The sequence below is a fragment of the Neobacillus sp. YIM B06451 genome, from assembly GCF_032667185.1.
Classification (GTDB): Bacteria; Bacillota; Bacilli; order Bacillales; family Cytobacillaceae; genus Bacillus_D.
Map to the genome: position 1 here is coordinate 66,809 of NZ_JAVFKJ010000017.1, position 22,593 is coordinate 89,401.

At 41.2% G+C, this 22,593-nt stretch carries 26 protein-coding genes and 1 pseudogene; 6 read left to right on the plus strand and 21 right to left on the minus strand.

What is annotated here, in order from left to right:
- Positions 1–10: 10 nt before the first annotated feature.
- A complete protein-coding gene (locus tag RB160_RS20885) occupies positions 11–1,399 on the minus strand; it encodes a Na+/H+ antiporter NhaC family protein (RefSeq protein WP_316572380.1) in 1,389 nt (462 codons plus the stop codon).
- Positions 1,400–2,002: 603 nt separating this feature from the next.
- Here RB160_RS20885 and RB160_RS20890 point away from each other — a divergent pair.
- Positions 2,003–3,136, plus strand: a complete 1,134-nt coding sequence (locus RB160_RS20890; RefSeq protein ID WP_316572381.1) for a PP2C family protein-serine/threonine phosphatase — start codon at positions 2,003–2,005, stop codon at positions 3,134–3,136.
- 337 nt (positions 3,137–3,473) lie between these two features.
- Here RB160_RS20890 and RB160_RS20895 read toward each other — a convergent pair whose 3' ends face one another.
- The 6 genes from RB160_RS20895 to RB160_RS20920 form a co-directional block, all read right to left on the minus strand.
- A complete protein-coding gene (locus RB160_RS20895; RefSeq protein WP_316572382.1) occupies positions 3,474–4,289 on the minus strand; it encodes a CheR family methyltransferase in 816 nt (271 codons plus the stop codon).
- 13 nt (positions 4,290–4,302) lie between these two features.
- Entirely contained in the window at positions 4,303–7,131 is a 2,829-nt protein-coding gene (locus tag RB160_RS20900) for a response regulator (protein WP_316572384.1), read from the minus strand.
- A gap of 229 nt (positions 7,132–7,360) precedes the next feature.
- Entirely contained in the window at positions 7,361–7,717 is a 357-nt protein-coding gene (locus RB160_RS20905) for a SpoIIAA family protein (protein WP_316572385.1), read from the minus strand.
- A gap of 260 nt (positions 7,718–7,977) precedes the next feature.
- Positions 7,978–8,718 (minus strand): hypothetical protein, encoded by a 741-nt coding sequence (locus RB160_RS20910; protein WP_316572386.1) that lies wholly within the window; start codon positions 8,716–8,718, stop codon positions 7,978–7,980.
- Between the two features lie 115 nt (positions 8,719–8,833).
- Entirely contained in the window at positions 8,834–9,172 is a 339-nt protein-coding gene (locus RB160_RS20915; RefSeq protein WP_316572415.1) for a YmaF family protein, read from the minus strand.
- 65 nt (positions 9,173–9,237) lie between these two features.
- Positions 9,238–9,771 (minus strand): GNAT family N-acetyltransferase, encoded by a 534-nt coding sequence (locus tag RB160_RS20920; protein WP_316572387.1) that lies wholly within the window; start codon positions 9,769–9,771, stop codon positions 9,238–9,240.
- A gap of 107 nt (positions 9,772–9,878) precedes the next feature.
- Between RB160_RS20920 and RB160_RS20925 the strand changes: the two genes are divergently transcribed.
- A complete protein-coding gene (locus RB160_RS20925) occupies positions 9,879–10,706 on the plus strand; it encodes a sulfurtransferase (protein WP_316572388.1) in 828 nt (275 codons plus the stop codon).
- A gap of 143 nt (positions 10,707–10,849) precedes the next feature.
- Here the strand turns inward: RB160_RS20925 and RB160_RS20930 are convergent, their stop codons facing one another.
- A complete protein-coding gene (locus RB160_RS20930) occupies positions 10,850–11,383 on the minus strand; it encodes a CueP family metal-binding protein (RefSeq protein WP_316572389.1) in 534 nt (177 codons plus the stop codon).
- Positions 11,384–11,708: 325 nt separating this feature from the next.
- Between RB160_RS20930 and RB160_RS24070 the strand changes: the two genes are divergently transcribed.
- The 3 genes from RB160_RS24070 to RB160_RS20945 all read left to right on the plus strand — a co-directional run bounded on the left by RB160_RS24070 (position 11,709) and on the right by RB160_RS20945 (position 13,270).
- Complete coding sequence (locus RB160_RS24070; RefSeq protein ID WP_396954756.1) at positions 11,709–12,605, plus strand: lytic transglycosylase domain-containing protein; 897 nt, start codon at positions 11,709–11,711, stop codon at positions 12,603–12,605.
- Positions 12,606–12,719: 114 nt separating this feature from the next.
- Positions 12,720–13,040 (plus strand): YbjQ family protein, encoded by a 321-nt coding sequence (locus RB160_RS20940; RefSeq protein WP_115451298.1) that lies wholly within the window; start codon positions 12,720–12,722, stop codon positions 13,038–13,040.
- Positions 13,040–13,270 (plus strand): hypothetical protein, encoded by a 231-nt coding sequence (locus RB160_RS20945; protein ID WP_316572390.1) that lies wholly within the window; start codon positions 13,040–13,042, stop codon positions 13,268–13,270. The genes RB160_RS20940 and RB160_RS20945 overlap by 1 nt, the downstream gene beginning before the upstream one ends.
- 120 nt (positions 13,271–13,390) lie before the next feature.
- On the opposite strand, the gene RB160_RS20950 is transcribed toward RB160_RS20945, so the two are convergent.
- From RB160_RS20950 to RB160_RS20965, 4 genes are all read right to left on the minus strand, one after another.
- Positions 13,391–13,840, minus strand: coding sequence for a polysaccharide deacetylase family protein (locus RB160_RS20950; protein WP_316572391.1), 450 nt, complete (start codon positions 13,838–13,840; stop codon positions 13,391–13,393).
- A gap of 60 nt (positions 13,841–13,900) precedes the next feature.
- Entirely contained in the window at positions 13,901–14,419 is a 519-nt protein-coding gene (locus RB160_RS20955) for a hypothetical protein (RefSeq protein WP_316572392.1), read from the minus strand.
- 250 nt (positions 14,420–14,669) lie between these two features.
- Positions 14,670–15,584: a VOC family protein gene (locus RB160_RS20960; protein ID WP_316572393.1), complete on the minus strand. Its 915-nt coding sequence runs from the start codon at positions 15,582–15,584 to the stop codon at positions 14,670–14,672.
- Between the two features lie 996 nt (positions 15,585–16,580).
- Positions 16,581–16,895: a hypothetical protein gene (locus RB160_RS20965; RefSeq protein ID WP_316572394.1), complete on the minus strand. Its 315-nt coding sequence runs from the start codon at positions 16,893–16,895 to the stop codon at positions 16,581–16,583.
- A 151-nt stretch (positions 16,896–17,046) separates the two neighbouring features.
- Between RB160_RS20965 and RB160_RS24075 the strand changes: the two are divergent.
- Positions 17,047–17,273: pseudogene (locus tag RB160_RS24075) on the plus strand (DUF3888 domain-containing protein); the annotation flags it as partial.
- On the opposite strand, the gene RB160_RS20970 reads toward RB160_RS24075, so the two are convergent.
- The 9 genes from RB160_RS20970 to RB160_RS21010 form a co-directional block, all read right to left on the minus strand.
- Positions 17,263–17,508, minus strand: coding sequence for a hypothetical protein (locus RB160_RS20970; protein ID WP_316572395.1), 246 nt, complete (start codon positions 17,506–17,508; stop codon positions 17,263–17,265). The pseudogene RB160_RS24075 and the gene RB160_RS20970 overlap by 11 nt on opposite strands.
- Before the next feature lie 138 nt (positions 17,509–17,646).
- Positions 17,647–17,997, minus strand: a complete 351-nt coding sequence (locus RB160_RS20975) for a transposase (RefSeq protein WP_316572396.1) — start codon at positions 17,995–17,997, stop codon at positions 17,647–17,649.
- A gap of 137 nt (positions 17,998–18,134) precedes the next feature.
- Entirely contained in the window at positions 18,135–18,731 is a 597-nt protein-coding gene (locus RB160_RS20980) for a histidine phosphatase family protein (protein ID WP_316572397.1), read from the minus strand.
- 108 nt (positions 18,732–18,839) lie between these two features.
- Entirely contained in the window at positions 18,840–19,316 is a 477-nt protein-coding gene (locus tag RB160_RS20985) for a GNAT family N-acetyltransferase (RefSeq protein WP_316572398.1), read from the minus strand.
- A 137-nt stretch (positions 19,317–19,453) separates the two neighbouring features.
- The gene (locus RB160_RS20990; protein ID WP_316572399.1) at positions 19,454–19,648 is read right to left on the minus strand and encodes a hypothetical protein; all 195 of its coding nucleotides are present in this window, start codon (positions 19,646–19,648) and stop codon (positions 19,454–19,456) included.
- 156 nt (positions 19,649–19,804) lie between these two features.
- Positions 19,805–20,356 (minus strand): D-glycero-alpha-D-manno-heptose-1,7-bisphosphate 7-phosphatase, encoded by a 552-nt coding sequence (locus RB160_RS20995; protein WP_316572400.1) that lies wholly within the window; start codon positions 20,354–20,356, stop codon positions 19,805–19,807.
- A 172-nt stretch (positions 20,357–20,528) separates the two neighbouring features.
- Positions 20,529–21,062 carry an HAD-IIIA family hydrolase gene (locus RB160_RS21000; RefSeq protein ID WP_316572401.1) on the minus strand — a complete coding sequence of 178 codons (534 nt, stop codon included), beginning with the start codon at positions 21,060–21,062 and terminating at the stop codon, positions 20,529–20,531.
- A gap of 116 nt (positions 21,063–21,178) precedes the next feature.
- A complete protein-coding gene (locus RB160_RS21005) occupies positions 21,179–21,505 on the minus strand; it encodes a hypothetical protein (protein ID WP_316572402.1) in 327 nt (108 codons plus the stop codon).
- A gap of 139 nt (positions 21,506–21,644) precedes the next feature.
- Positions 21,645–22,490, minus strand: coding sequence for a GNAT family N-acetyltransferase (locus RB160_RS21010; RefSeq protein WP_316572403.1), 846 nt, complete (start codon positions 22,488–22,490; stop codon positions 21,645–21,647).
- Positions 22,491–22,593: the final 103 nt, after the last annotated feature.

Consider the following 22,593-nt stretch of genomic DNA (forward strand, 5'->3'; position numbering starts at 1 on the left):
TACTTTCCCGTTAAAGCTTGGCCTGCTTTGGGAGGGTAAGGCCAGTTAACCCATAAAAAATGGTCAGGAGCGGCGAGAACAGGCAGAAGAAGGCAAACACCGCATAATCCGTCACCGGTACGCCAAGAACCGATGCGATGAATACCCCGCACACGCTCCAAGGAACAAGCGGGTTGACGACCGTCCCGGCATCCTCAAGTACACGCGAAAGATGCTTTGGCTGAAGGCCTGCTTTTTGAAAATGCTCTTTAAACGAGTTCCCCGGTAAAAGGATTGACAAATACTGTTCGCCAATCATGAAATTGATTGTGATGGCCATACCAGCGGTTGCGCTAATCAGCATCGATACACGGGCAAGAAATCGCTGGACGACCGATAGCAAAGCAGGGATGATGCCGAGCTTGAACAATAGCCCTCCCATGCTTAACGCGAGCAGAATGACGGAGATGCTGAACATCATGCTTTCAATTCCGCCCCGCGACAGCATGGAATCCACTTCCTTAATCGCACTTCCGGACGTGTAGCCGGAGTAGAGGAGCGCAAGGAATTCTTTTCCGTTCACTCCCCCATTGATAATGAACGAAATAATCAATGCGGAAAGGGTGCCAGCTGATAGGGTGGCAATTGCGGTTACTTTTTTCATAGCAAGTACAGCCAGTATGAAGAAGGGCACAAGCGAGTACCAATGGACTAGGTTGAGTTCCAGTAATTCAGCTTTTATGATGCCCATCTGTTTAATACTTTGATGGGTCTCTTTCGGTGAAATAATCATATATACAATGAATGAAAGAATGAAAGCCGGGATGGTTGTCCAGGCCATATTCTTGATGTGTTCAAATAAATCTGCGCCTGCAACACTTGATGCCAGGTTGGTTGTATCGGATAAAGGCGACATTTTATCCCCGAAGAACGCTCCCGAGACGACTGCCCCCGCTGTGATGACGGGAGAGATGCCAAGCGCGGTGCTTGCCCCGACAAAGGCGACCCCGAGTGTTGCGGCGGTCGTCAGCGAACTGCCAATGCTTAAGCCGATGATTGATGTAACCGCGAAAACAATCGCATAGTAAAATTTCCCCGAAACGAGATCGATGGCGAGGTAAATAAACGTTGGAATCGTCCCACTCGCCATCCAGCTGCTTATAAGCATCCCGATAAAAAAGAATATCATCGCAGCTGCAATGCCCGATTTGGCCCCTTCCGCCATCGCGGCTTCAAGCTCCCTGAAACTTACCCGTTTTACCGCCCCATACCCGAGCAAGAGGGCGATTCCAGAAATAATTGCGATTTGCGGTACGACTTCCATCCAGATAATCAGGTATCCGACAAGCCCCATTAATAGCAGCGTAATGATAGCGGCCTCTAGCGGCTTGATAGCAAGCTCTTTCTGATTCTGCAGCATATAAACTCCTCCAATGAATTCGTTGGTTGCTCGTATTGCTCTTAGGCTTCCCGTGGCCCTTTTAGACACAAAAAACCCTTTCGCCGTTAGAGACGAAAAGGCTCCGCGGTACCACCCTACTTGGCAGGTTAGCCTGCTCTCTTTATAAAATATGCCCGTCCTAGGCAGCATATTTCGAAATTGCCACCGCCGGATTCCCACCCCCATCCGGTCTCTTTCTGCTGCTAACGGCAATCCTACTAATTCTGCAGGCATCCTATTAATTTGTTGTTTTTTACTGAAAAGAAAGTGCTTTTTTACACAAACGCTTTTAAGCACTAAAGCAAACTCACAAAACTACTATACACACCTTTTCCCTTGCCGTCAAAAAGAAATTAGTACCATAATAGTAAAATAGGTGCGAGGCATCGCTTCAGGATTTGCTTGTTCCGCTTGTACTCCCGGCACCACGAATGACGCTACGAATTGATGGTCAACACGATGGCGAAAAATTATGGTAAATGCATAAGGCGGGGTTATTGTTTGGCCAATTGGGGTATTGAAAATGGGATATGGTTTTAAAGTGATTCATTTAGTGGTCGTAGCAGGTGAAGGGGTAGGATTATGGCGATTTTGATTGTTGATGATAACCATGTGAATTTATTTTTGATAGAAAAGATTTTAAAGCGGGCGGGATATGAGAACTATCTGTCCTTTTCGTCGGCGCGCGAACTGTTCGATTATTTGCAGATTGATAGTCCACATCCGGTTGAACGGCCCGCGGATGTTATTTTGATGGATATTATGATGCCGGAAATTGATGGGATCGTGGCATGCCGGAAACTGCAAGAGACGCCTCATACGAAGGATATTCCTGTCATTTTCGTTACCGCACTCGAGGATTCGAACAAGGTCGCAGAAGCACTTGATGTCGGCGGTATGGATTATGTAATGAAGCCGATCAACAAGACCGAACTGCTTGCGCGCATCCGTGTTGTCCTGAGGCTTAAATATGAAAAGGATTGGCATAAGAAACATGACGAGAAAATCCGGAATGAGCTTGAGCTTTCGATGCAAGTGCAGACGAGCCTGTTGAGCGAGCCGGTAAATGATTCAAATTTGAAAATAAAAGCCTCTTACCTGCCAGCGAATACACTGGCAGGCGATATGTATTACTGGCATAAGATTGATGACAGCCGCTATGCGGTCATTCTCTTGGACATGATGGGCCACGGGATTTCCGCATCGCTTGTGTGCATGTTCATATCCTCGGTACTCCGGGATTTAATCCGCGTGAATCCCGATCCTGAGCATGTCATCCGGGAGCTGAACCGATGGATGAACTCGCTGAACAGCCGGAACCAGCAAATCCCCTATTATTTCACTGCTGTCTATTCGGTTATTGATGCCGGCAAAAAAACGATTGAATACGTGAATGCCGGGCATCCTTCCGGCTATGCTCTTATCGATGGGCAGCAACTTGAAGCCCTCGGCTCAACAACTTGCGCGGTTGGTTTTTTTGACACAATCGCAGTTGAGAAAAAAATCCTTACATACGAAGACTCTGCCCAGCTGCTACTTTTTACGGACGGCGTTCCGGAAACGGCAGAGAAAAACGGCCTTGCCGGGATGGAGTATTTACAAAAAGCCGCATCGTTTGATTGGTTGGAGTCTGAACCAATCGACCTCCTTCTTTCAAAGGAGCAGCAATCGTCTGCCAATGATGATATGTGTGTAGTTTTGATTAAGGCTACATGACAGTGCAACTTAGAGAAGCTCGGAAACCAAATCCGGGCTTTTTCTTTTGTGCGCTCAGTCTCAATTGTTTGTCAGGGGTCCGATTTATTTGTTTTGGAGGAAACTTTTCACCTATCGGGTTTATCAGCATTCGAGTGACGTTTATCAGCATTTGAGTCGCGTTTATCAGCATTCGAGTGGCTTTTTTCAGCATTTGCATCCATTTATCAGCATTCGCCGCGGCTCATTCATCAGTATTCGGGACTCATTTATCAGCATTCACAATCCATTTATAAGCCACTCAATAGCTCTTTCCCCGAAAAAAACACCGCTCTCCAAAGAAAGCGGTGCATCTTCTTTATCTATTCATTTTTCTGTAAATCTTTTCGGAAGGATCAAACTCCACGAAATGCGGATGCGCTTCCCTCCGGATGGCCTCCTTGCTGCCAAGCCCGAGGAACCCTCCCTGGCAGAGGCTCGCGTTAATAAGCCGGAGTACGTGGTTCTGAAGGTCCTGGTTGAAATAAATGAGGACATTCCTGCAGATCACCACGTGAAATTCGTTAAACGAGCCGTCTGTCACTAAATTATGCTGGGCGAAAATAATTTTTTCCCGAAGTGACGGGTCGAGTGTCGCAAAGTGGCTGTCAGCCGTGTAGTATTCGGAAAATGAACGTATTCCACCCGCTTGCAGGTAATTTTTCGTATAGTCCTGCATTTTTGACAGGGGAATGATTCCCTTTTCCGCGGCTCGCAGGACTTTTTCACTCATATCGGTCGCATAGATTTTAACCTTGTCGCCGAGCCCTTCCTCCTCGAGCAAAATCGCCATCGAATACGCCTCTTCGCCTGTCGAACAGCCAGCGTGCCAAATGCGGATTTCCGGGAGCCCCTTCAGATGGGGGACGACATTTCGGCGGAACGAAGCAAAAAAGCTCGGGTCACGGAACATTTCCGTAACATTGATCGAGAAATCGTCCAGTAGCTTTCTAAGAACAGTTTCTTCCTCAATCACCCTTTCCGTCAGGCGGGTGATGCCGGGAAGCTGTTCGAGCCTTAGCCGGTTCTGGACACGGCGCATAATGGATGAATTCATATACTGCCGGAAGTCAAAGCCCGAGAGCCTGTAGACTGCCAGCAGCAATAATTCAAGTTCGATTTCTTCCTTTTGCAAAAAAAATCCTCCTCTATCTGGCGAGCCAGACCCTCATTGCTGAAAATAGCTGGTCCATCTTAAGCGGCTTGCTGATATAATCCGAGGCGCCCGCTTCCAGGCATTTTTCTTTGTCGCCCTTCATCGCTTTAGCAGTCAGGGCAATAATTGGAATGTCCCCATAGCGGTCCATTTCCCTTATTTGCTTCATCGTTTCATAGCCGTCCATGACGGGCATCATAATATCCATCAGGACAATGTCGACGTTATCGGTCCTGTTGAGGAGTTCCAGGCATTCCGCTCCATTCTCAACCGACATGACATTCATGCCTTCCCTGGCTAGCGCCTTTTCAAGCGTGTAAATATTGCGGTGGTCATCATCGGCAACAATGACCGTTTTTCCGCGGAGATTATTGAACGGAGCAGCGCCGCTAACTTCCATCTCGTCAACAACCCCGATGGAGCTCATATCGGTGGAAGTGCCGGCTGCCACTTCTATACTTGCCGAATCAACGGCCCCGGAAGCCAGCCCTCCGACAATCGAGGCTTTTGCTCCACCAACTTCACCTTCAAATCCGTTTTCTTCTCCTGCAGTCTCCGTAGATGCAGGGAGGCCTTTAGGGAGGCTTGGGACGAGAAGAGTGAAGGTGCTTCCCGTGCCTTCCTCGCTTTCAACTGTAACCGTTCCACCAAGCAAGCGGGCAAACTCGCTTGAAATTGATAGCCCTAGGCCGGTCCCGCCATATTTGCGCATTGTTGCGCCGTCGACCTGCTGGAAAGCTTCGAAAATAAGCCGTTGTTTATCCTTCGCGATGCCAATTCCCGTATCGCTGACAGAAATTTTCAGCCATGTATCCGAAACCGGATAGGCTGGGATTGCATCCGGCTCAGCCATCTTTATGCTGGCAATTACAGCACCAGACTCAGTAAACTTAAAGGCATTGGAGAGGAGATTTTTAACAATTTGCTGGAGGCGCTGTTCATCCGTGTAAAAAAGATCCGGCAAATTGTCTTCAATATCGACCATGAACCCAAGGCCCTTCCTAACCGCATGGTGGGAGAAAAGATGCTCAAGCCTTCCACCGAAATCCGCTATGTTGACTCCATCAAAGACAACTTCGAGCTTTCCGACTTCAACTTTGGATAAATCAAGGATATCATTAATCAGGTTAAGCAAATCCTGCCCTGATGTATGAATAACTTTTGCAAAATCCCTCTGCTCATCCGTCAAGTTCTTATCCGAGTCTTCCCCGAGCATTTCCGACAGCAGCAAAATGCTGTTTAGAGGAGTCCGCAGTTCGTGGGACATGTTCGCCAGGAATTCAGATTTGTATTTTGAGCTCAGCTCCAGCTCCTTCGCCTTTTCCTCGAGCTCTTCCTTCGCTTTAAGCAGCTCGGCCGACTTGATTTCCGCATCCTTTGTCCGCTCTTCCAGCTGCTCATTGATCATCCGCAATTCTTCCGCCTGGGTTTGCAATTCTTCGGATTGAGACTGTAATTCCTCGGATTGGGACTGTAGCTCTTCTGCCTGGGCCTGTGACTCAAGGAGAAGACGTTCAATTTCCATTCTGCTAAGGGTATTCATTACAGCCATGCCAAGCGTTTCAAATACTTTATTGGCAAGCATTCTCTCAGCAGGGGTGAATGGCTTCAGTGATGCAAGTTCGATGACCGCGACTGTTTCATCCTTGACGAGCACCGGGGCAATCAGGAGGCTTTTCGGCTTCATTTCACCTAGCCCCGTGGAAATTACTGAATAATCTTCCGGTATATCTTCAATATAAATAGCTTCTTTTTTCACAGCGCATTGGCCGGCAAGGCCTTCCCGGAGCGCTATATCGGTACGGCCGGCGGTTCCGCCTCCGTCAGCATACGAACCTACCTTTTTCAAAGATTGGTTCTCCATAAGGTAAAATGCCCCAAGGCTTGCCCCGACTGCGGGAGCCAGGTTTGCCATTAGTTGCTCGGCAAGGCCTTCAACTTCAGTACTTTTGTGATATAGATTGATGAGTTCTGCTGACTGGGTCTGTACCCAGTTCTGCTCAGAAATTTCAGCGGTAAATTCCTTTTCTTTCTGGTAGTATGTCTCAAGCGAAACGGCCATCGAGTTGAAGGCGGCCGCAATCTGGCCAATTTCATCATGCTCTCCAACCTTTATCCTCGGAATTTCCGAAAGATTGCCCTGGTCAATCATGTTGATACCTTGAGCAACGGAGTCCAGCCTTCTGCTCGTGCTGCGGATCACCCAAAGAGTTACCCCGGTGATGAGAACGGCTGCGGTAGAAATCGAGATGAATAGTGAGGCAAACAACTGGTCATAGGCCTTGTTGGCACTTTTAAGTGACTCGTTCATAAGCGTTTCCTGATACGTTTTAAACTCGTTCACCTTTTTTACCAGTTCTCCCTTTTCACCTGCGGAGCCATAATAAATCTTCCGCAGCTCGGCTGGTTCCACACCCGCCCTAAGCCCGGCAATCAGCTCTCTCTCCATCTCCAAATACTCCCGGAAGTCGACATCTATTTCCTTAATCAACGCTCTCGACTTCGGCTTGTTCAGGATCCCATCAAGTTTAATAATCGACTCTTGAACAATCTTTTGATTCGACTCCAACAATGGAATTAGAGTTTCGATATTTGGGTCGTTCCCTTCCTGAATCGCATTTACCAGTTCCCTGTCTGTTACGAGCATAGCCTGGCGAATTTTCATCGCTTCATTCACTTTGTCGTACCTGTCCTCGACAATGACCAGCATATTAGTCTTGATTTTTCCGGTAAACGATAATATGACAAATAAAAGCAGTACCATAAATAAAAGCGTCAAACCTAGCCCAAAAAATTGTTTCTTTTTAAATGTCACAGCCATTCCCACTTTCCACAAATTACGGTCTCTTATTCTATTTATTACTATATCAATGATGTAATGGTTTTTCGAGGATTATCAGCTATTGCCAGGCATTAGAAAAAACATGGAGATTCAGACTTAGTCCATGAATAAACAGGTACTATTTTTGAATTAAATAAAAAAATCCCCATTCAAAAATCGGTACAAGGGCAAAAAACCGGCACATCTGCCGGCCTACCCCTTAATACACTTATTGTTTGATCCACGCCCATGCCGCCTCTTCCTCACCAGTGGCAAAATGTCTCGCTTCAAGGCCAGGCAAGAATTTCCCGAGTTCTGTTACCGCTTCAAGCCACTTCAGGTCGGTGACAACTGCGAATTTGCGGAACTGGCTCCACCGCTTCGCATCAAATTTCATCCCGTAGGCCAGACCCATCAGCGTCGTTCCGTCCACCTCGTGCATTTTTGCAAATATATTAAACTCCCGGTTATCGCCAATCGTATTTTTTACAAACTGCTCCAGCTTTTCGGCATCCTCACGAGTCGCCGTGCCGGAGAATTCAACAGCGATGGTCGACTCATCCCTGCTTGGAATTATCGTAAGCATATTCGAAGCCTCCCGCCAATAGATATCCTTTCTAGAATTCCCCTTATTAACGGCTTTGAAACTATCACTCTTCTGCCAATTTCATAGAGATTTCACCAAGTTTTTCATAAAGGCCAAATGAAAAATCGGCCTTCTTTACAAAAGGACCGCCCCTAATTCATTTTTTTAATGAAACCGATTGCCTTTCAACCTTACTTATTTCGCTTTTCTGCAGCACGGATCGCCATTTCCATTCTTCCAAACTATGCCAGCTGCGATCTTCATCCCTTTTTCTCCAACGATGAATCCATGATGAAAAGCTCTTTTATTATAAGTAATTCCCCTTGCGCGGCATCATGTTTCAATTCGTACCAAATCTTCACCTTATCCCCAGTTATTAAGAAATCCTGTACCTTCGATCTTCTTTCAAATTGCATTTGGGCTCCCGCATTATCTTCCTGGCGTCCAAAATAACTCTCAGCTTCTTGGCCATTTTTAAAAAGGGGCGCTTCCTCCTCTTTTACAAAAAACAGCCCGTTCTCCTTTACAATTATATAGCCATCGGTTCCACAAGCGTTATTCTTCCCAGCGCTGCCTGTATAAAACGAGCGGAACTTCTCCGAACCTTCATTTCTATAGCAGATTGCCACATCGCCAGCCTTGTCTTCCTCATTCCAAAATACGAAAATGATTCTTCCTGTCTTGCCGAACTGATGGGCCTCCCTGCCAATAATGGAAATTTCCTTCGGTCCAGTAATGTCCCATTGTCCTGTCCTGAACTGAAATGCCGTATAGGCATTCCCATCCATTACGCCATCAAAATTGGTTGGCTGTTCACCCCATAACTGAATCACTTCTTCTTTGTCCATCCCAAGGCGGAATCCTTCGGCTAATTCTTCTAGTTCATCACCCGCATTGCTGTTGGTAGCATTACGTTCACGATTCCCTGACGCTAAGGTTAAAAATATACTTAAGCATATTGCCAGTATTAAAAACCCGACAGTCAGCACAGCATTTCTCATCCAATCCCTCCAATTATTCATCTATGGATTAGACGTGTCCGGCCAGAAAAAGATTGCTTTTTCCAAAAGAAAAAAGCGGCCTGCTTTGAGGGAAAGCAAGCCGCTCTTTAGAAACTTATTTCGAACCGGGCGCGGGCTGGTCGACGCCTCTTACCCTATGTCGGTGCCCATTGTTTTCGGTCGTGTAAAAATCGTAGTAATGGACGTGCATGCCATTGCCAACCGGAATCGCCGGCCCCGAGTAAGCCTTATACTGGTGGTAATGGCCGTCTTCATAAACAACATACCCTTCCGTATAATGGATATGGCTCCCATCCGGTGACTGAATTGGAGGAGATGTTACGTCCAGGCACTGGTGGACATGGCCGTCACTTACCGATGTATAATCGACCGACCCGTGATTGTGGTTTGGCACAAACCCTGGCACAAAATCGTCTTTTCCCGCCATTCTCATACCCCCTAAAAACATTGTCCTTCTATACTTATTTCCGGTAAGGAGGGAGTATGACAAGGTTGTCATCATGGATTTCCCCAAAAGATTGAAGCTATTTCATTTGTGAGCCCGCATAGATAAGATGGATTATTAAAAATGAATGACTCCTTTTCTAGCGTGAAACCTATCTTCTCCGCAACCCTTATTGAAGGAATATTTTCCGGACTGATGATGCTGATTAGCCGCTTCAATCCCAACCGGCCAAATCCGTATTCCCGGGTTCCAAGAGCGGCTTCCGATGCGTAGCCCTTTGACCAGTATTTCTTATTGATATGGTAGCCAATTTCAACCTCGTCCGTACCGTCGACAGTTTGCTTCACAAGGCCGCAGTCACCGATCATTTCATCTGTCTCCTTTAAGCAAACAGACCACAACCCAAAACCATCTTTTTCATATCTGAATTTGTTTCTCGCAATCCAGTTATTCGTTTGTTCCACACTGAAAGGCGCCGGGTAATGCTTCATTGTTTCCGTGTCAGAAAAAATTGCATGCAAAAAGGGAAAATCCTCATCTGAAAATTCTCTAATGTACAACCTCTCAGTTTCAAAAATGGCTGGCATAATGCACCCCAATCAAGATTATTTTTGTATCAGCCGTCGTTTGTAGCAAATCATGTTAAACTTTTGATAATACTGTTTATTATTTTAACAAATTAGGGGGAATCCGGGTGAAGCATATCGTCGAAAAAGAATGGCTGCTAAAACATTTAAATGAAGATGATGTAAGAATCATTGATTGCCGGTTTTCATTAGCAAACCCCGAAATGGGCGGGGTCGAGTATGTTGAGGCGCATATTCCGGGTGCGGTTTATTTTGATTTGGAAAAAGACCTTTCAGGAAACGTGTCCATACACGGCGGAAGACATCCATTGCCCGACCTTGATGGGCTGATTGAAAAACTTGAAAAGGCTGGCATTGGCGAAGATACAACTGTGGTCGTTTACGATAACGGCGAGGGAGCGTTTGCCGCTCGTTTTTGGTGGATGCTGTCCTATCTCGGCCACAAAAATGTGTATGTACTGAACGGCAGCTTCAAAGACTGGGTTGGGGCCAATTATCCGGTTACTGCTGAAGTGCCTGTATTTAATAGGGCTTCTTTTCGCCCTGCCATTAACGACGCTCTTCTGGCTGATATGGAAGAGGTAAAGGCAATTTCCCAAGGCCAAACCGAAAACGCCGTCCTGATTGATTCACGCGAAGAGAAGCGATACCAAGGCATCGTGGAGCCGATTGATAAAAAGAAGGGCCATATCCCCGGGGCAATCAACAAACCTTGGATGCAAGGACTTGAGGAAGGGTATTACAAACCGATTGAGGAACAGAAAAAGCGATTTGCCGAAATCGATCTGCAGCAACAAGTTGTCGTGTATTGCGGCTCAGGTGTCACAGCGGTCCCTAATTTCCTTGCCTTGAAAGAAGCCGGCTATGAAAATGTTAAACTCTATTTGGGAAGCTTCAGCGATTGGATTTCATACGAGGAGAATGAGATTGAGTAGTGTTTAGGAGTGAATTAGAGGGCACTTTTCATAAAGTCTAGTAATCCTGTCCAAAGACGGGGCTACTTCTAACAACTGTAATTCATATCAGAATACAAAGAGGCCCCAAAGCATTATCAAAGCTTTTGGGGCCTCTGTAATATTTACATAAGTTGCATTGTTGTAATGCAGGTAGGATCGTTTTCAAAAGTGGACAATTCCGCTTCAACCGTCTTCCCGCTGTAGTCTATTTTCACATTGTACGTCTGATTCCGCGGCAGCCACAGGTCAATAAAGCCGTTCGCCAGCGACTTCACGGTTTCGTCAAACACTACATTACCTTTTTCATCTTCAATATAAACGTCAAATTCTTCATTTGCAAGTTCGCCTTGACAACCTGTCAAGTTATGGTTCGTTCAAGGATGGGTTGTGTTGATGTATGGCGCAATCGATACAAAAAACTCGTCTTTCGGCAGATCGTAGACTTTCTCGCTTCCGTCCTCTTTGACAATGAGTTGGGTGGACGTAATGGAAGCTGATTCAGCCACCAGCTCATCCGTGCTATACCCCTGCACCATTTCTTTGATGTCAATGCCTTCATTCCCTTTTGTGTCATTGCTTTCCTTCGAGCTTTCCCCGCTGCAGGCAGACAGCGCCAATGCTGCAAATAAGCCAATCAACAAATATTTAAATTTCACGGCATTCACCACCTTTTCTTACTGTAAATAATTATATCATTTTGATTTCTTTTTGTTACTCTTTTCACATATTCTACACTTATCTCGAGTTCCGACCCTCCATTATTGTAAAAGAAAATACAAAACCTGAGTAAATTGCCATAGCCTACTAACGTTACAATAATTAGAAGATGTATCAAAAAACTTCCCGCACCACCATAAGAAAGAGGAGTTTGTTTTGAATCAAAGGCTAATTGGATTTAAGAGAATACTATTGTTCGTTTTAAAATGCTTGGTTTGGCCTATTTTCCGGCGCGCTGTTATTTTCATAGGAGTCATTGCTTTCTTGATTTTTCTGTCCGGGAAAATAAATTGGGTTCCTTTAGAAGACTGGGCAATTGATAAACTAACCCATCTTCAGCCAGCCGGCAAACAGGGTTATCTTCCATTCCAAGGGAAGGTAAGCTTTACTGATACAAAGGCTTATAAAAAGGAACAATACATGATTTTTAAAACGAATATAAAAAATTCTGCTCAGCTTCTTGTTTCTAAGGTGGGTTTTAACAAAAGCAAAGAAAACGAGAATTTCACCAGCATTAAAAAGGAAGTTTTTAATAAGAGCAAATTTAAGGACCTTCCTATCGGATTTGAGGATGATAAAGATGGGGAGCGTAAGATTACCCAATCGGATTGGGAAATTATAAAGGTTAACTTGAAGGATGGATTTAGTGCTCTTAAGGATGTGCTGACTGTCAGGATTTTAACCGATGACGGCAAACCGATGATCGTGAAGGTCGTTGATGATACGCCTATCGTGGTTGAATTTGATCCGTCGGATAAGGTATTGAAATGGGGCCGGGAAATTCAGGCCGCTTCTGAAAAATATGGAATTAATCCTGCTTTAATTGCAGCTGTTATTGAACAGGAATCTGGCGGCAACCCGGATGCCGAAAGTTACGCTGGGGCAATCGGCCTGATGCAGCTCATGCCGAACACAGCCAAAGGTTTGAAAGTTGATCCCTATGACCCAGCAGAAAACATCGATGGCGGGGCAAAATATCTGGCTATTCAATTGAACCGTTTTGGCAATCTTGAATTGGCGCTTGCCGCTTATAATGCCGGTCCAGGTAATGTACTCAACTCAAGATATTTGTATATAGCCGAGACGCAGAATTATATTCGGAGTGTGCCAGCGCTTATAGCTAAATATGAGAAAAAATTCTTGGATGGGAGCCAAAATTAAATTAAATACCTGAATCTAGAATTATACATTTCAGGAAGTTTACTGGTTCCCTTATTTGAAAAGAAAAAGGAATGTTCTATTTTTTAGCGAATTATATAGAATGAGGTGATAAAAATGATAGTAGTCACGACTGAGAAAATTGAAGGGTATCAAGTGAAGGAAATCAAAGGGCCAGCATTTGGGCTGATTGTGCGAAGCAGGGGATTGGGCGGCGACATCATGGCTGGGCTTAAAGGGCTTGTCGGCGGTGAAATTAAGCAGTACACGGCTATGCTCGAGGACTCAAGGAAGGAAGCAATGGACCGGATGATCCGAAATGCCACTGAAATGGGCGCCAACGCCATCATCATGATGCGTTTCGATTCCGGGGAAATCGGCCAAAACATGAGCGAAATTGTCGCTTATGGCACGGCAGCCGTGGTGGAGAAGCTTTAATGGGCTGGCTCATTGCCGCCGGTTTATACGGGCTGCAAATTCTCGGCCTCATTGTCTGCATCCTGCTTGGCTATTTCATTTATGACAAGCGATACAAGAAAAACCAGGGTGCAAAGGTTCCCGCAGGGTTTATCGCAACAGACGAAATCAATGTGGATCCAGTGACCGGAGAAAAGACGAAGGTATACTACAACCCTGAAACAGGCGAGCGGTTTTACAGGAAGATTTAATGTTTCGTCTAAAAAGATGCTCAGGTATACGATAACCGGAGCATCTTTTTGCGGCCTTTTAAAATACATCCTTCCCAATCTCTTGTTCGGCCTTTATAAGATTTTTAATATCATCAAGATTTATTTCAATTTCCATGTGGTCCCCGACCGCGTGCGGTATGCATTGGTCGGATGGGGAGTATTTTTCAAATATACAAATCCAATGTATTGTACGCTTACATACCGCTCACTTTTACGTTTTATAACAAAATCCACATCCAGGGATACTCCGCCATCATCCGAATGATATACTTCCGCAATTTTTAAAGCTTCTTCCTTCAACGTCCTATTAACTGAATCCTGCGTTGACTCATTGGATAACCCCCTGACCTGCGGATAGTTAATTTTTATATCTTTTTTCATAGCTTGAATTACATAGCTTTCACTCAAAACACTGTATGGCTGTTTTCCCGTTTTAGAAGAATTACTTTTTTCACCTTCAACGGTGGAATGCCCCTTTTGCCCTCCGCAAGCTGTTAATTGTAGTGACACAAATACGAGGACTAGTAAAAACAATAATTTCCGAAACATGTTTTGCAGCAAACCCCGCTTTCACTTCATCTATCACTTATTCTTTATTTTTTACGGAAGCTACACATTAACCAATTTATACTGTCTCCTTAATTTTTCATCGTCTGCAATCCAATCGTATTTCATCCACAACGATAGGTCGAATATCTTTTCCAATTCCATGACTACTTCTTCAATATCTTCGTTTGCCAATACACGAACCAATTCGCTGCTATCGAGCGGAACATTTAATGCTTGGTCAAATAGTTTTATATTTAATTCCTCAGGTTCCACCTCATATTCCTCGATATCAGGGCCTGCAGCAAACCTTGTAATAAGGTGATTATCCTTATACAAACCTATTTCCAATACACTGTCATCATAATATCCTAATGAGAGGACAGGATACTTAACCAACTGAGAAATTACCTCGGCTTCCCTTCGGATTGACCCCCAGTCATAAGCATCGCCATATACACTAATCCAGCTCCCAAACTGCCCTACAAAATATGAAGCTGGTAAACTTGTTTTTTTCAACGCCTCTACTACTTCTTCCAAATTTTCAGTCTGAATATGCAAATTTGCAAATTTAGTTCCCATTCTAATATCACCCGTTTCCGATAGCATTTATATTAGATAAATATTAACAAAATTAAGCGAGTTCTTTTCCAACAAAATCCCAAACATTGGCTTAGAGTTCTAAACTTTCAAATAAGGGTTAATAAAATTTACAAATAAATTTTTGATACAATAAAAAAAGCCCTCCAAATAAGAGAGCGTTATAAACATTCATAATAATAATGTTTATCCTCTGAGCCCTTCTGTAATCTCAAGTTTACTTGGTTTCTAATTATCCCTTGTATGCTTCATCTAATTTCTTTAGATCGAATTTCTTCATTTTTAAAAATGCATTCGTTACACGGGCAAGTTGCTCAGGTGTTCCCTTGCTCATCCTCTCATTCATATTGCTCGGAATAATCTGCCAGGATATGCCATACTGATCCTTCAGCCAGCCGCATTGCTCGGCTTCAGGAACTGCCGAGAGCTTATCCCAGTAATAATCGATCTCTTCTTGTGTGTCGCAGTAAACAATAAATGAAATTGCCTCATTAAAACCGAATTTGTGTTCATGCGCGCTATCCATGGCGGTAAACCACTGGCCTTCAAGCATGAATTCAGAGAACATGATAGTGCCTTCTTTATCAGGTTCCATGCCTCCAGGGTAACGGGCGATAAGGCCCTGCTTTGCATTCTTAAATACGGTTAGATAAAAATTAATCGCTTCTTCTGCCATGCCGCATTTATCGCCGACAAACAAAAGTGATGGTATTATTGCAGGCCGTTCTTCCCCTTCTGGATTGGTAAGGATTAATTGCCAGGACAAGCCAAACTTATCCTGAATCCAGCCATACCACTCACTGAACGGATACTTAGCAAGCGGCATTAACGCTGTACCGCCTTCGGATAATTTGTTCCATACCTCTGTTAATTTTTCTTTCGCATCTTTTTCTCGCGACGGATCAAAATTAACGAAAAAAGACACCGACGGATTGATCTTGAAGTATGGCCCTGCACTGATTGCCATAAACTCCTGTCCCCAAAGCTCAAAAGAAACTAGATCAGCGTCGCCTGACGGTGTGTCGTGGATTGTTCTCACATTCGTAATTTTTGAGTTCGGAAATATGGATGCATAAAACTCGGCAGCTTCTTTTGCCTCCTTGTCATACCATAAATGCGGGACAATTTTTTGATTTGTTTTTGACAAAGTAATTCCTCCTTAATTTAGATTTGGAGCTAAAAATTCCAATTGCGGTATTATTGCAAATTATTTTACCACCTTCATCCTGTAATAATTTCTTATCGATTGCTGAATTGTTTATCTCATCTACCGAAGCATTCTTGTACTCAATAGTAATAAGGAATTCAACAAAAGGTCCCTTAATCCTTCTTGGAAGCCCCGTACGGGTAAGAAAACCACATAAAAAAAGCCCTTCAAGATTAGTATCTCAAAGGACTGCCACATTTCCAAAAATCACTTAGAATTTATTAAATGTAAAACATCAAAATTAACCGGAATGAGCCCTTGATATATCAACGTTTACTTTTTCAAGAAAAATCAAAATCTCCCGGATTAAAGAGTTATTCAATTAAAACTAGCTTAAAACTTCAAAATTGGCCGGAATATTTTCAAACGAAATAACCCGTATTTACCATAATTAAAACTATAGAATTTTATTTCGGTTTTTTAAGCGAGCTAGGCAAAGGCCCTCTAGTCTAGTAAATCTAAATCCATTGATGTATCAATTTAAAAATACCATCGACACCAGTACTTAAAAACCAGACCTCGCTCTCCCCTTGGTTTCTTTCACTTTCAGCTTAACTAAGATTTAATTGGTGCTGAAGATAACTTTGTGCAGTCATTTTTTATAAAGCCTATTATTGACAATGACCATAAAAAAGAACCCTTAATTGGGTCCTCGTTTTAAGTCCTTATTGAAGATAAGCACCCTTTAGTTTAAGTGTAACTCTTCACAATTGACCTCGTATGAAAAGGAATCAATGGAATAATAAGCAAAAAGAAATAAAAAAGGGGTGTTAATATGTTAACAGTTTAGGTTTTGAAGTACAAAATTTGAATTTGCAGTGCTTTTCGAAAGGCAATCAACAAAGGAATCAGCATACAATTAGCGGTCATTAGTATTAATGAAGGAAAGCTCTGACATCGCCTGAGCTTTCCTTCTGTTTTTTACTTATGCATCCGTTACTTCAAGAAGCGTTCCCAAATGGATTTGTCAAATTGTCCATCAGTTACCTGAAAGAACTTTCCCATAAAGCCCAAATGGACAATCCCATATTCATCAACTGAGTCATTTAGTGTGGGTGCATACACAGAAAACAATAAAAAATTCGCCTGTGCTATTCGTGCACTTTCTGGCTTAGAAACTCCAGTATTTCTCTCGTCAAAACTAATGTAATCTTGTTTTGTTGGGTTTGTAAAAGCCGATATAACTAAGAAAATTAGAAGTATACCAAGTGAAATTAATAAATTTTTTGATTTCCTTCGCTTATTTTTCACAACTGTTATCCTTTCCCCTTAAATGGTCTTTACGAACACACATATTGCCCACTTCTTGTTTGTCGTTTCACTCCTTCTTCCATTATATAACATTTATCTGAATATTCAATTCCTTTTCACGGAATATTGAAATAATTGAAACCAGAAGGCTAAACTAAACGGTTTCCGTGGGCTCTTAATGGAAATAACATTTGAAATTGAACTCACTAACGGTGGAAACAATGTTCCTTTAGGGAGGGACCGAATGACCTATGGGATTTCTTATGGACCAGAGGTAAAGTGTTAAATTATATTCACCTAAAGACTTATAAGGAATTCAACAAAAGGTGCCTTAAACCTTCTTGGTTAAAGCACCTTTATTTCAATATTAATTTTTGAAAAAGCCAATAATACCAAATATAAATCCAAAGATCACAAAACCAAATTCAACCGAGATAATAATAGTGTTTTTAGTTAGATTAGGCTCAATTAAAAAGATGCCTCCAGTTATTATAAATATAAGTCCGAATAACATTACTTCTGAACTACTTTTCTTTGATAAAAAACCCTTTAAAGAAAAACTTATAATGATTACCATTACAACAACTATTAGTAACAAACTCCACAGCGTCACACAAAATCCCCCCTATTTCACCTTTTTCTCTTCAACTAAACTGCCACGTATGTTTAATAAGGAATTCAACATAAAGGTGCCTCAATCCTTCCTGGATCAACGCACCCATTAGCAGAACAAGCTTATTAGTGAAATATACTATTTGCTTAATTCATTCTCTTCAATGAACTCAAGAAAACTATCTTGAAGTTCTCCCTCAGTATTCTTAGAATCGAGAAGCAATTTCGGTTCTAATGCACTGTCTATAAGTGTAGAACTCCCGTCGATTATTCCAAGTATATTTGAAACAGTATCAATCATTGTTTGTTCGATGATTTTGAAGAAAACCTCTTTGTGTTCTTTATTCAGGGATTGATATAACCCTAAAGCTTCTTCAAAGTATTTATCAGTTACGCCAGTAGGATTAGTTGTTTCAAATAAACCTTTGTATAGTTCAATATTTTCTTCAATTATGGATTTGTATAAAGATTTTACAAACTCTTCATTCATTAAAAAATCCCCCTTTTCCCTAATTTTTTTATTTATTTCATTTTATTGGGTTGTCCTTTTTTTTTGAACTAAACTGCCACGTTTGTACAATAAGGAATAAAGAAAGGGCGGAAATCCTTCGTGGATCTACGCACCCGTTATTTGAAGAGAGAAATTCTATTAATGTAATTAATAAATGGCGTTTTTCCTTTATTTATCGATATTGAGGTTACGCTGGCTGTATCCAATTTGAATAAAGGAAACAATTCCTTATTAATGCCAATCAACATTAACAGAATGATATTTATACAACCACTATGAGACACAAACGCAATCGTTTCATCAGTTGTTTGTTCCATTAAATTGCTTATCAATTTTTCTATACGTTTAACAACGTCTTGAAAAGACTCCCCTTCAGGTGGGGCAGACAGTGGATTTGACCAAGATTGTTGCCATTGATTGGGGTACTTTTTCATAGCCTCTTCCTTACTAAGCCCATTAAAAACGCCCGCATTACGTTCTTTAAGCTCTTCCAATATAATTGGGTTAATTCCTAATGTATCTCCAATTATTGTTGAAGTCACTAATGCCCTACTCAATGGACTACTATATAAGTGTGTTATATTAAATCCCAACAATTGCTTTGCCAGTCTAATACTTTCTTCAATTCCTTCTGAAGAAAGAGGAAAATCTTTATGTCCAGCGATTTTACCATTAGTTTCTGCTTTTCCGTGCCTAATTAGTAAGAGTTCCATCTCATACCTCCCGAAAACTGGAATCCCTTCTTCAGCTAACCTGCCCCGTTTGCTTAATAAGGAATTAAACAAAAAAGGAAGTCATTCCTTCCTTGATAATCGCTCCTGCTAGTTCAATATAATCTCCATTTTTCTACTCTTCGTTGCCATCCCAATTGACCTATAAAATTCAATGGCAGATGTATTTTCCTCGGATACTCCCAATTCAATACTATCAACTTTGAGGCTTCTTCCAAATTCAAAAACGTATTTAGTTAGTTTTTTTCCGATACCTTTCTTTCTATGTGTTTCAGCAATGCATAAACTCTTTATAAATAATACTTTCCTCTTATTAACAAAAGTATTTTCAGTTACTTCTTCTTCCTTTGTCACTACAACGCCGACTATATCATTGCTTATAGTAGCCACAAAAATATGCTGTTTGCCATCAATTAATTGGCTTTCAAAAAACTCTTGTTCGACTGGAGTGGAATTCTCTTTATACAAATCTGGTCTTACAAAAACGTGGAATTCATGAACCTGCCTAAATAAAGGCAACAACGACTCGTAATCGCTTTGCTTGGCGTTTCGAATAATTATATTCATTTTTTTTCACCTCTCAATAATTTTCTAATGATATTCTACCAATTCTCACTCTTGCAAGAAATGCCATCTTAAACTATTCTGCCCCGTTAGTCGAACAAGCAGCACGATCTCGAGCTATGGCACCAGTTAGTAAAAATTCATTTAAAAAAATTCCTAAAGACATCAAAAATCAAAGGAATTCCGCAAACTACCATCAAAACAAATCCACTATATCGAAATATTGCTTCTACAATATCCGTAACGTCTTGCCAAAAGAAAAAATGTGGAATAGGTAAAATCAATAATACAAAACCAACAATAAACCCATAAAAGAAAGTTCTTTGTTTATCCAATTTTCATTCCTCTTCTCTACAACACTCTTCCTTTACATAACTGCACCGTTAGCTCAATAAACAATTCAACAAAAAAGGACGGTAATCCGTCCTGGATCATCGCACCCGTTTGTTTAAGTGCATTTGTTCACAAACTTGTTGTTTTCCACTTCAATACTATGAATCAATATCCTTGAGTATCCAGTGAGTCGCCGTCAAAACATCCTTTGCCAAGAAATCAATTTTTAAATCTATGCCTTTAGAATGCATTTCCTGTAAGGACTTTACCCCTCTTCCCGTTTCAACGAGTATGCCCTTTGCCCCAACATTTTTTGCAGAGTATATATCAGCCAATCGATCTCCCACAACATAGCACTTGTTTAAGTCCAGGTTATATTCTTTCTTAGCCCTTATTAAGAGTGTGGGGTTTGGTTTACGGCATTCGCAATTATCAGTTGATTTGTGAGGACAATAATAAATACCGTCCAATGTAGCTTTCTCTTTCGCTAAGGATTGGTTAATTGTGTTAAAACCTTCTATTAAATCATTTTCAGTAAATTTTCCCATTCCTATCCAACTTTGATTAGTAAATAGAAAAACCTTTACTTCCCAATCATTAAGTAGTTTTATTGCCTTTACCGAAAAGTCATACAGGGTAAAATCAGCTGGATGAATCCCTCCGCCATGTCCTCCAATTGTGCCATCACGATCTAAAAAAACTCCTATCAAGAAGATAGTCCTCCTTTCTCTCTTGGTTAACGTCATACCAGTTGTAGAATGTTCAATAGTACAGCAAAAGTTATCCAAACCTTATAAAGGTAAACAAACCTGCCCTCGTTGTTCAATAAGGAATTAACAAAAAAGGCGGTAATCCTTCCTGGATCATCGCACCCGATTAACATCATTTTATAGCTCCATTTATAATCCATTTAACAGCTTTTAATAGGTCTTCAGCAATATAATCTGGTTCTATTTCGGCCCATTTTTCTCTGTGCTCATCCAATGAACTATGTCCCCATCCAGTAAGTACTAAAATTTTTATTGCCCCAACTGAATGAGCGGCTAACATATCTGTTGACCCTACATCGCCAATAAAAGCAGTTTTTGATAAATCTATATTGTATTTATTCGATGCTTCTATCAGTAATCCAGCTTTAGGTTTATGACAATTACAATTATCATATGGACTGTGTGGACAAATAAAAGCATCATCAAATCCAAATGACATAAATTCATTGTAAAAATCATTTATCGTAGCTTCACCTTTACTTATTCTATGCTGATTAGTGCAGGCAAACGTTTTAATATTATTGTCTTTTAATATTTGTAAGGCAGTCATACTGAACGGATAAAGAGTAAAATTTTTTGGGTGAATAAAGTGTCCAGTGCCACCGATAGTTCCATCTCGGTCAATAAAAACAGCCTCAATATTCATTGGTAATCCCCCCATAATTTCCACCTATTCCTTTAACATTCCTGCCCCGTTTGCTTAATAAGGATTTCACCAAAAAGGGCGGTTAATCCTTCCTGGATCAACGTACCCGATGTTTACTAAGAAATTCCAGCATTCCTCTTATTTTTAATGATGATTACCGCCCAATATGCAAAGAGGTATATAAAACCTATAACAACATAAATTGACCAAATTGAACCTCGTTGTAACTGAGCAACTAAATGTTCAAATTCATTGATACCCTCAGCTCTCCCAATACTATTTAACACACTTATAATTGGAACAGTTATCGATAGAACAATTGTAATTACAGAAAAAGTTAATATTCTTTTTCGAGAAACATTCAATATTCCAACACCCAATGTAAGAAGTAAGTATAAGTAATATACTCCCCAAACCCAACCAGGAAGTGTCTCCCAATACATTTGTCCCACCTCTTTCGATTTTCTAACCCAGCTCAATTTTACCATTAAATTTCCAGGATGTTATAAAAAATTCTTCTTTTCATCTTGAGCTAACCTGCCCCGTTCGTTCAATAAGGAATTCACACATAAGGTTTATATTTCAGTTACTTAATTCGGCATTTCTTTTCATGTAATTTTCTAATACTTTTTTATTTTTATGCCACCAAAAAATATGAAATTCATCTTGCTTGTCAAATCCTAATTTAGAGGCTAATTTATACGATGGTAGGTTGTCTGCCTGACATTCCCAACTTGGGATTAAATCTCTTTCTAAACATTTTTTAATAAAAGCCATGGAAGTTAAAGTTGCAAGACCTTTATTTTGAAATTCATTTGCTGTAATTATATCTAAAGCTGCATAGCCACCACCGATATAATAACAATTACATACGCTTGCAAATCTTCCTTCATATAAGAGACAATAACCAAATCCTTTTTTCACATAATCAACTGGGGAATCCCATAACATTTTAAAATGATTGTCCATTTCGTTTTGATATTGATCAAACAATGCTTCATCCATTTCTTTCATTTCAAAACCATCTGGTATATTTTCTTTCCATGAAGGCAAAGTTGAAAATCTTTCTGGGTTAAATGAAAATCCAGTCCTTTTTACCTTTATTACGTGATCTTGCAAAAAGGTACTTATTTTTTCTGACCACTCAGATGAAAAAGTATAAAGATCAAAAAAGACCCAATGATTATTTTGATTCATTAAGAATTGAAATAAGGAGTTATTAAAATCATCGTTGTGAGGATTACCAACTAAAAAGTAATGTCCACCCTTACTTGCAAATAATGCGACAGTAGGATTTTCAATATTATCAGTAAATATTCTTCCTGGTTGATTTTGGTCCAGTACTGCATGAGCAAAAATAACCTCATATTCGGTTTCGTTAATTAAATTAGAAACTATTCCAAATTCACTTTTCGTTAATTCAATCATTATTTTTCTCCTTCAATTTTTATAATTATATTTATAATTCCTTTGTATTGTAGTAATTTTCTTTTTTTATAGAACTAAATGCCCCGTTTGCTTAATAAGGAAT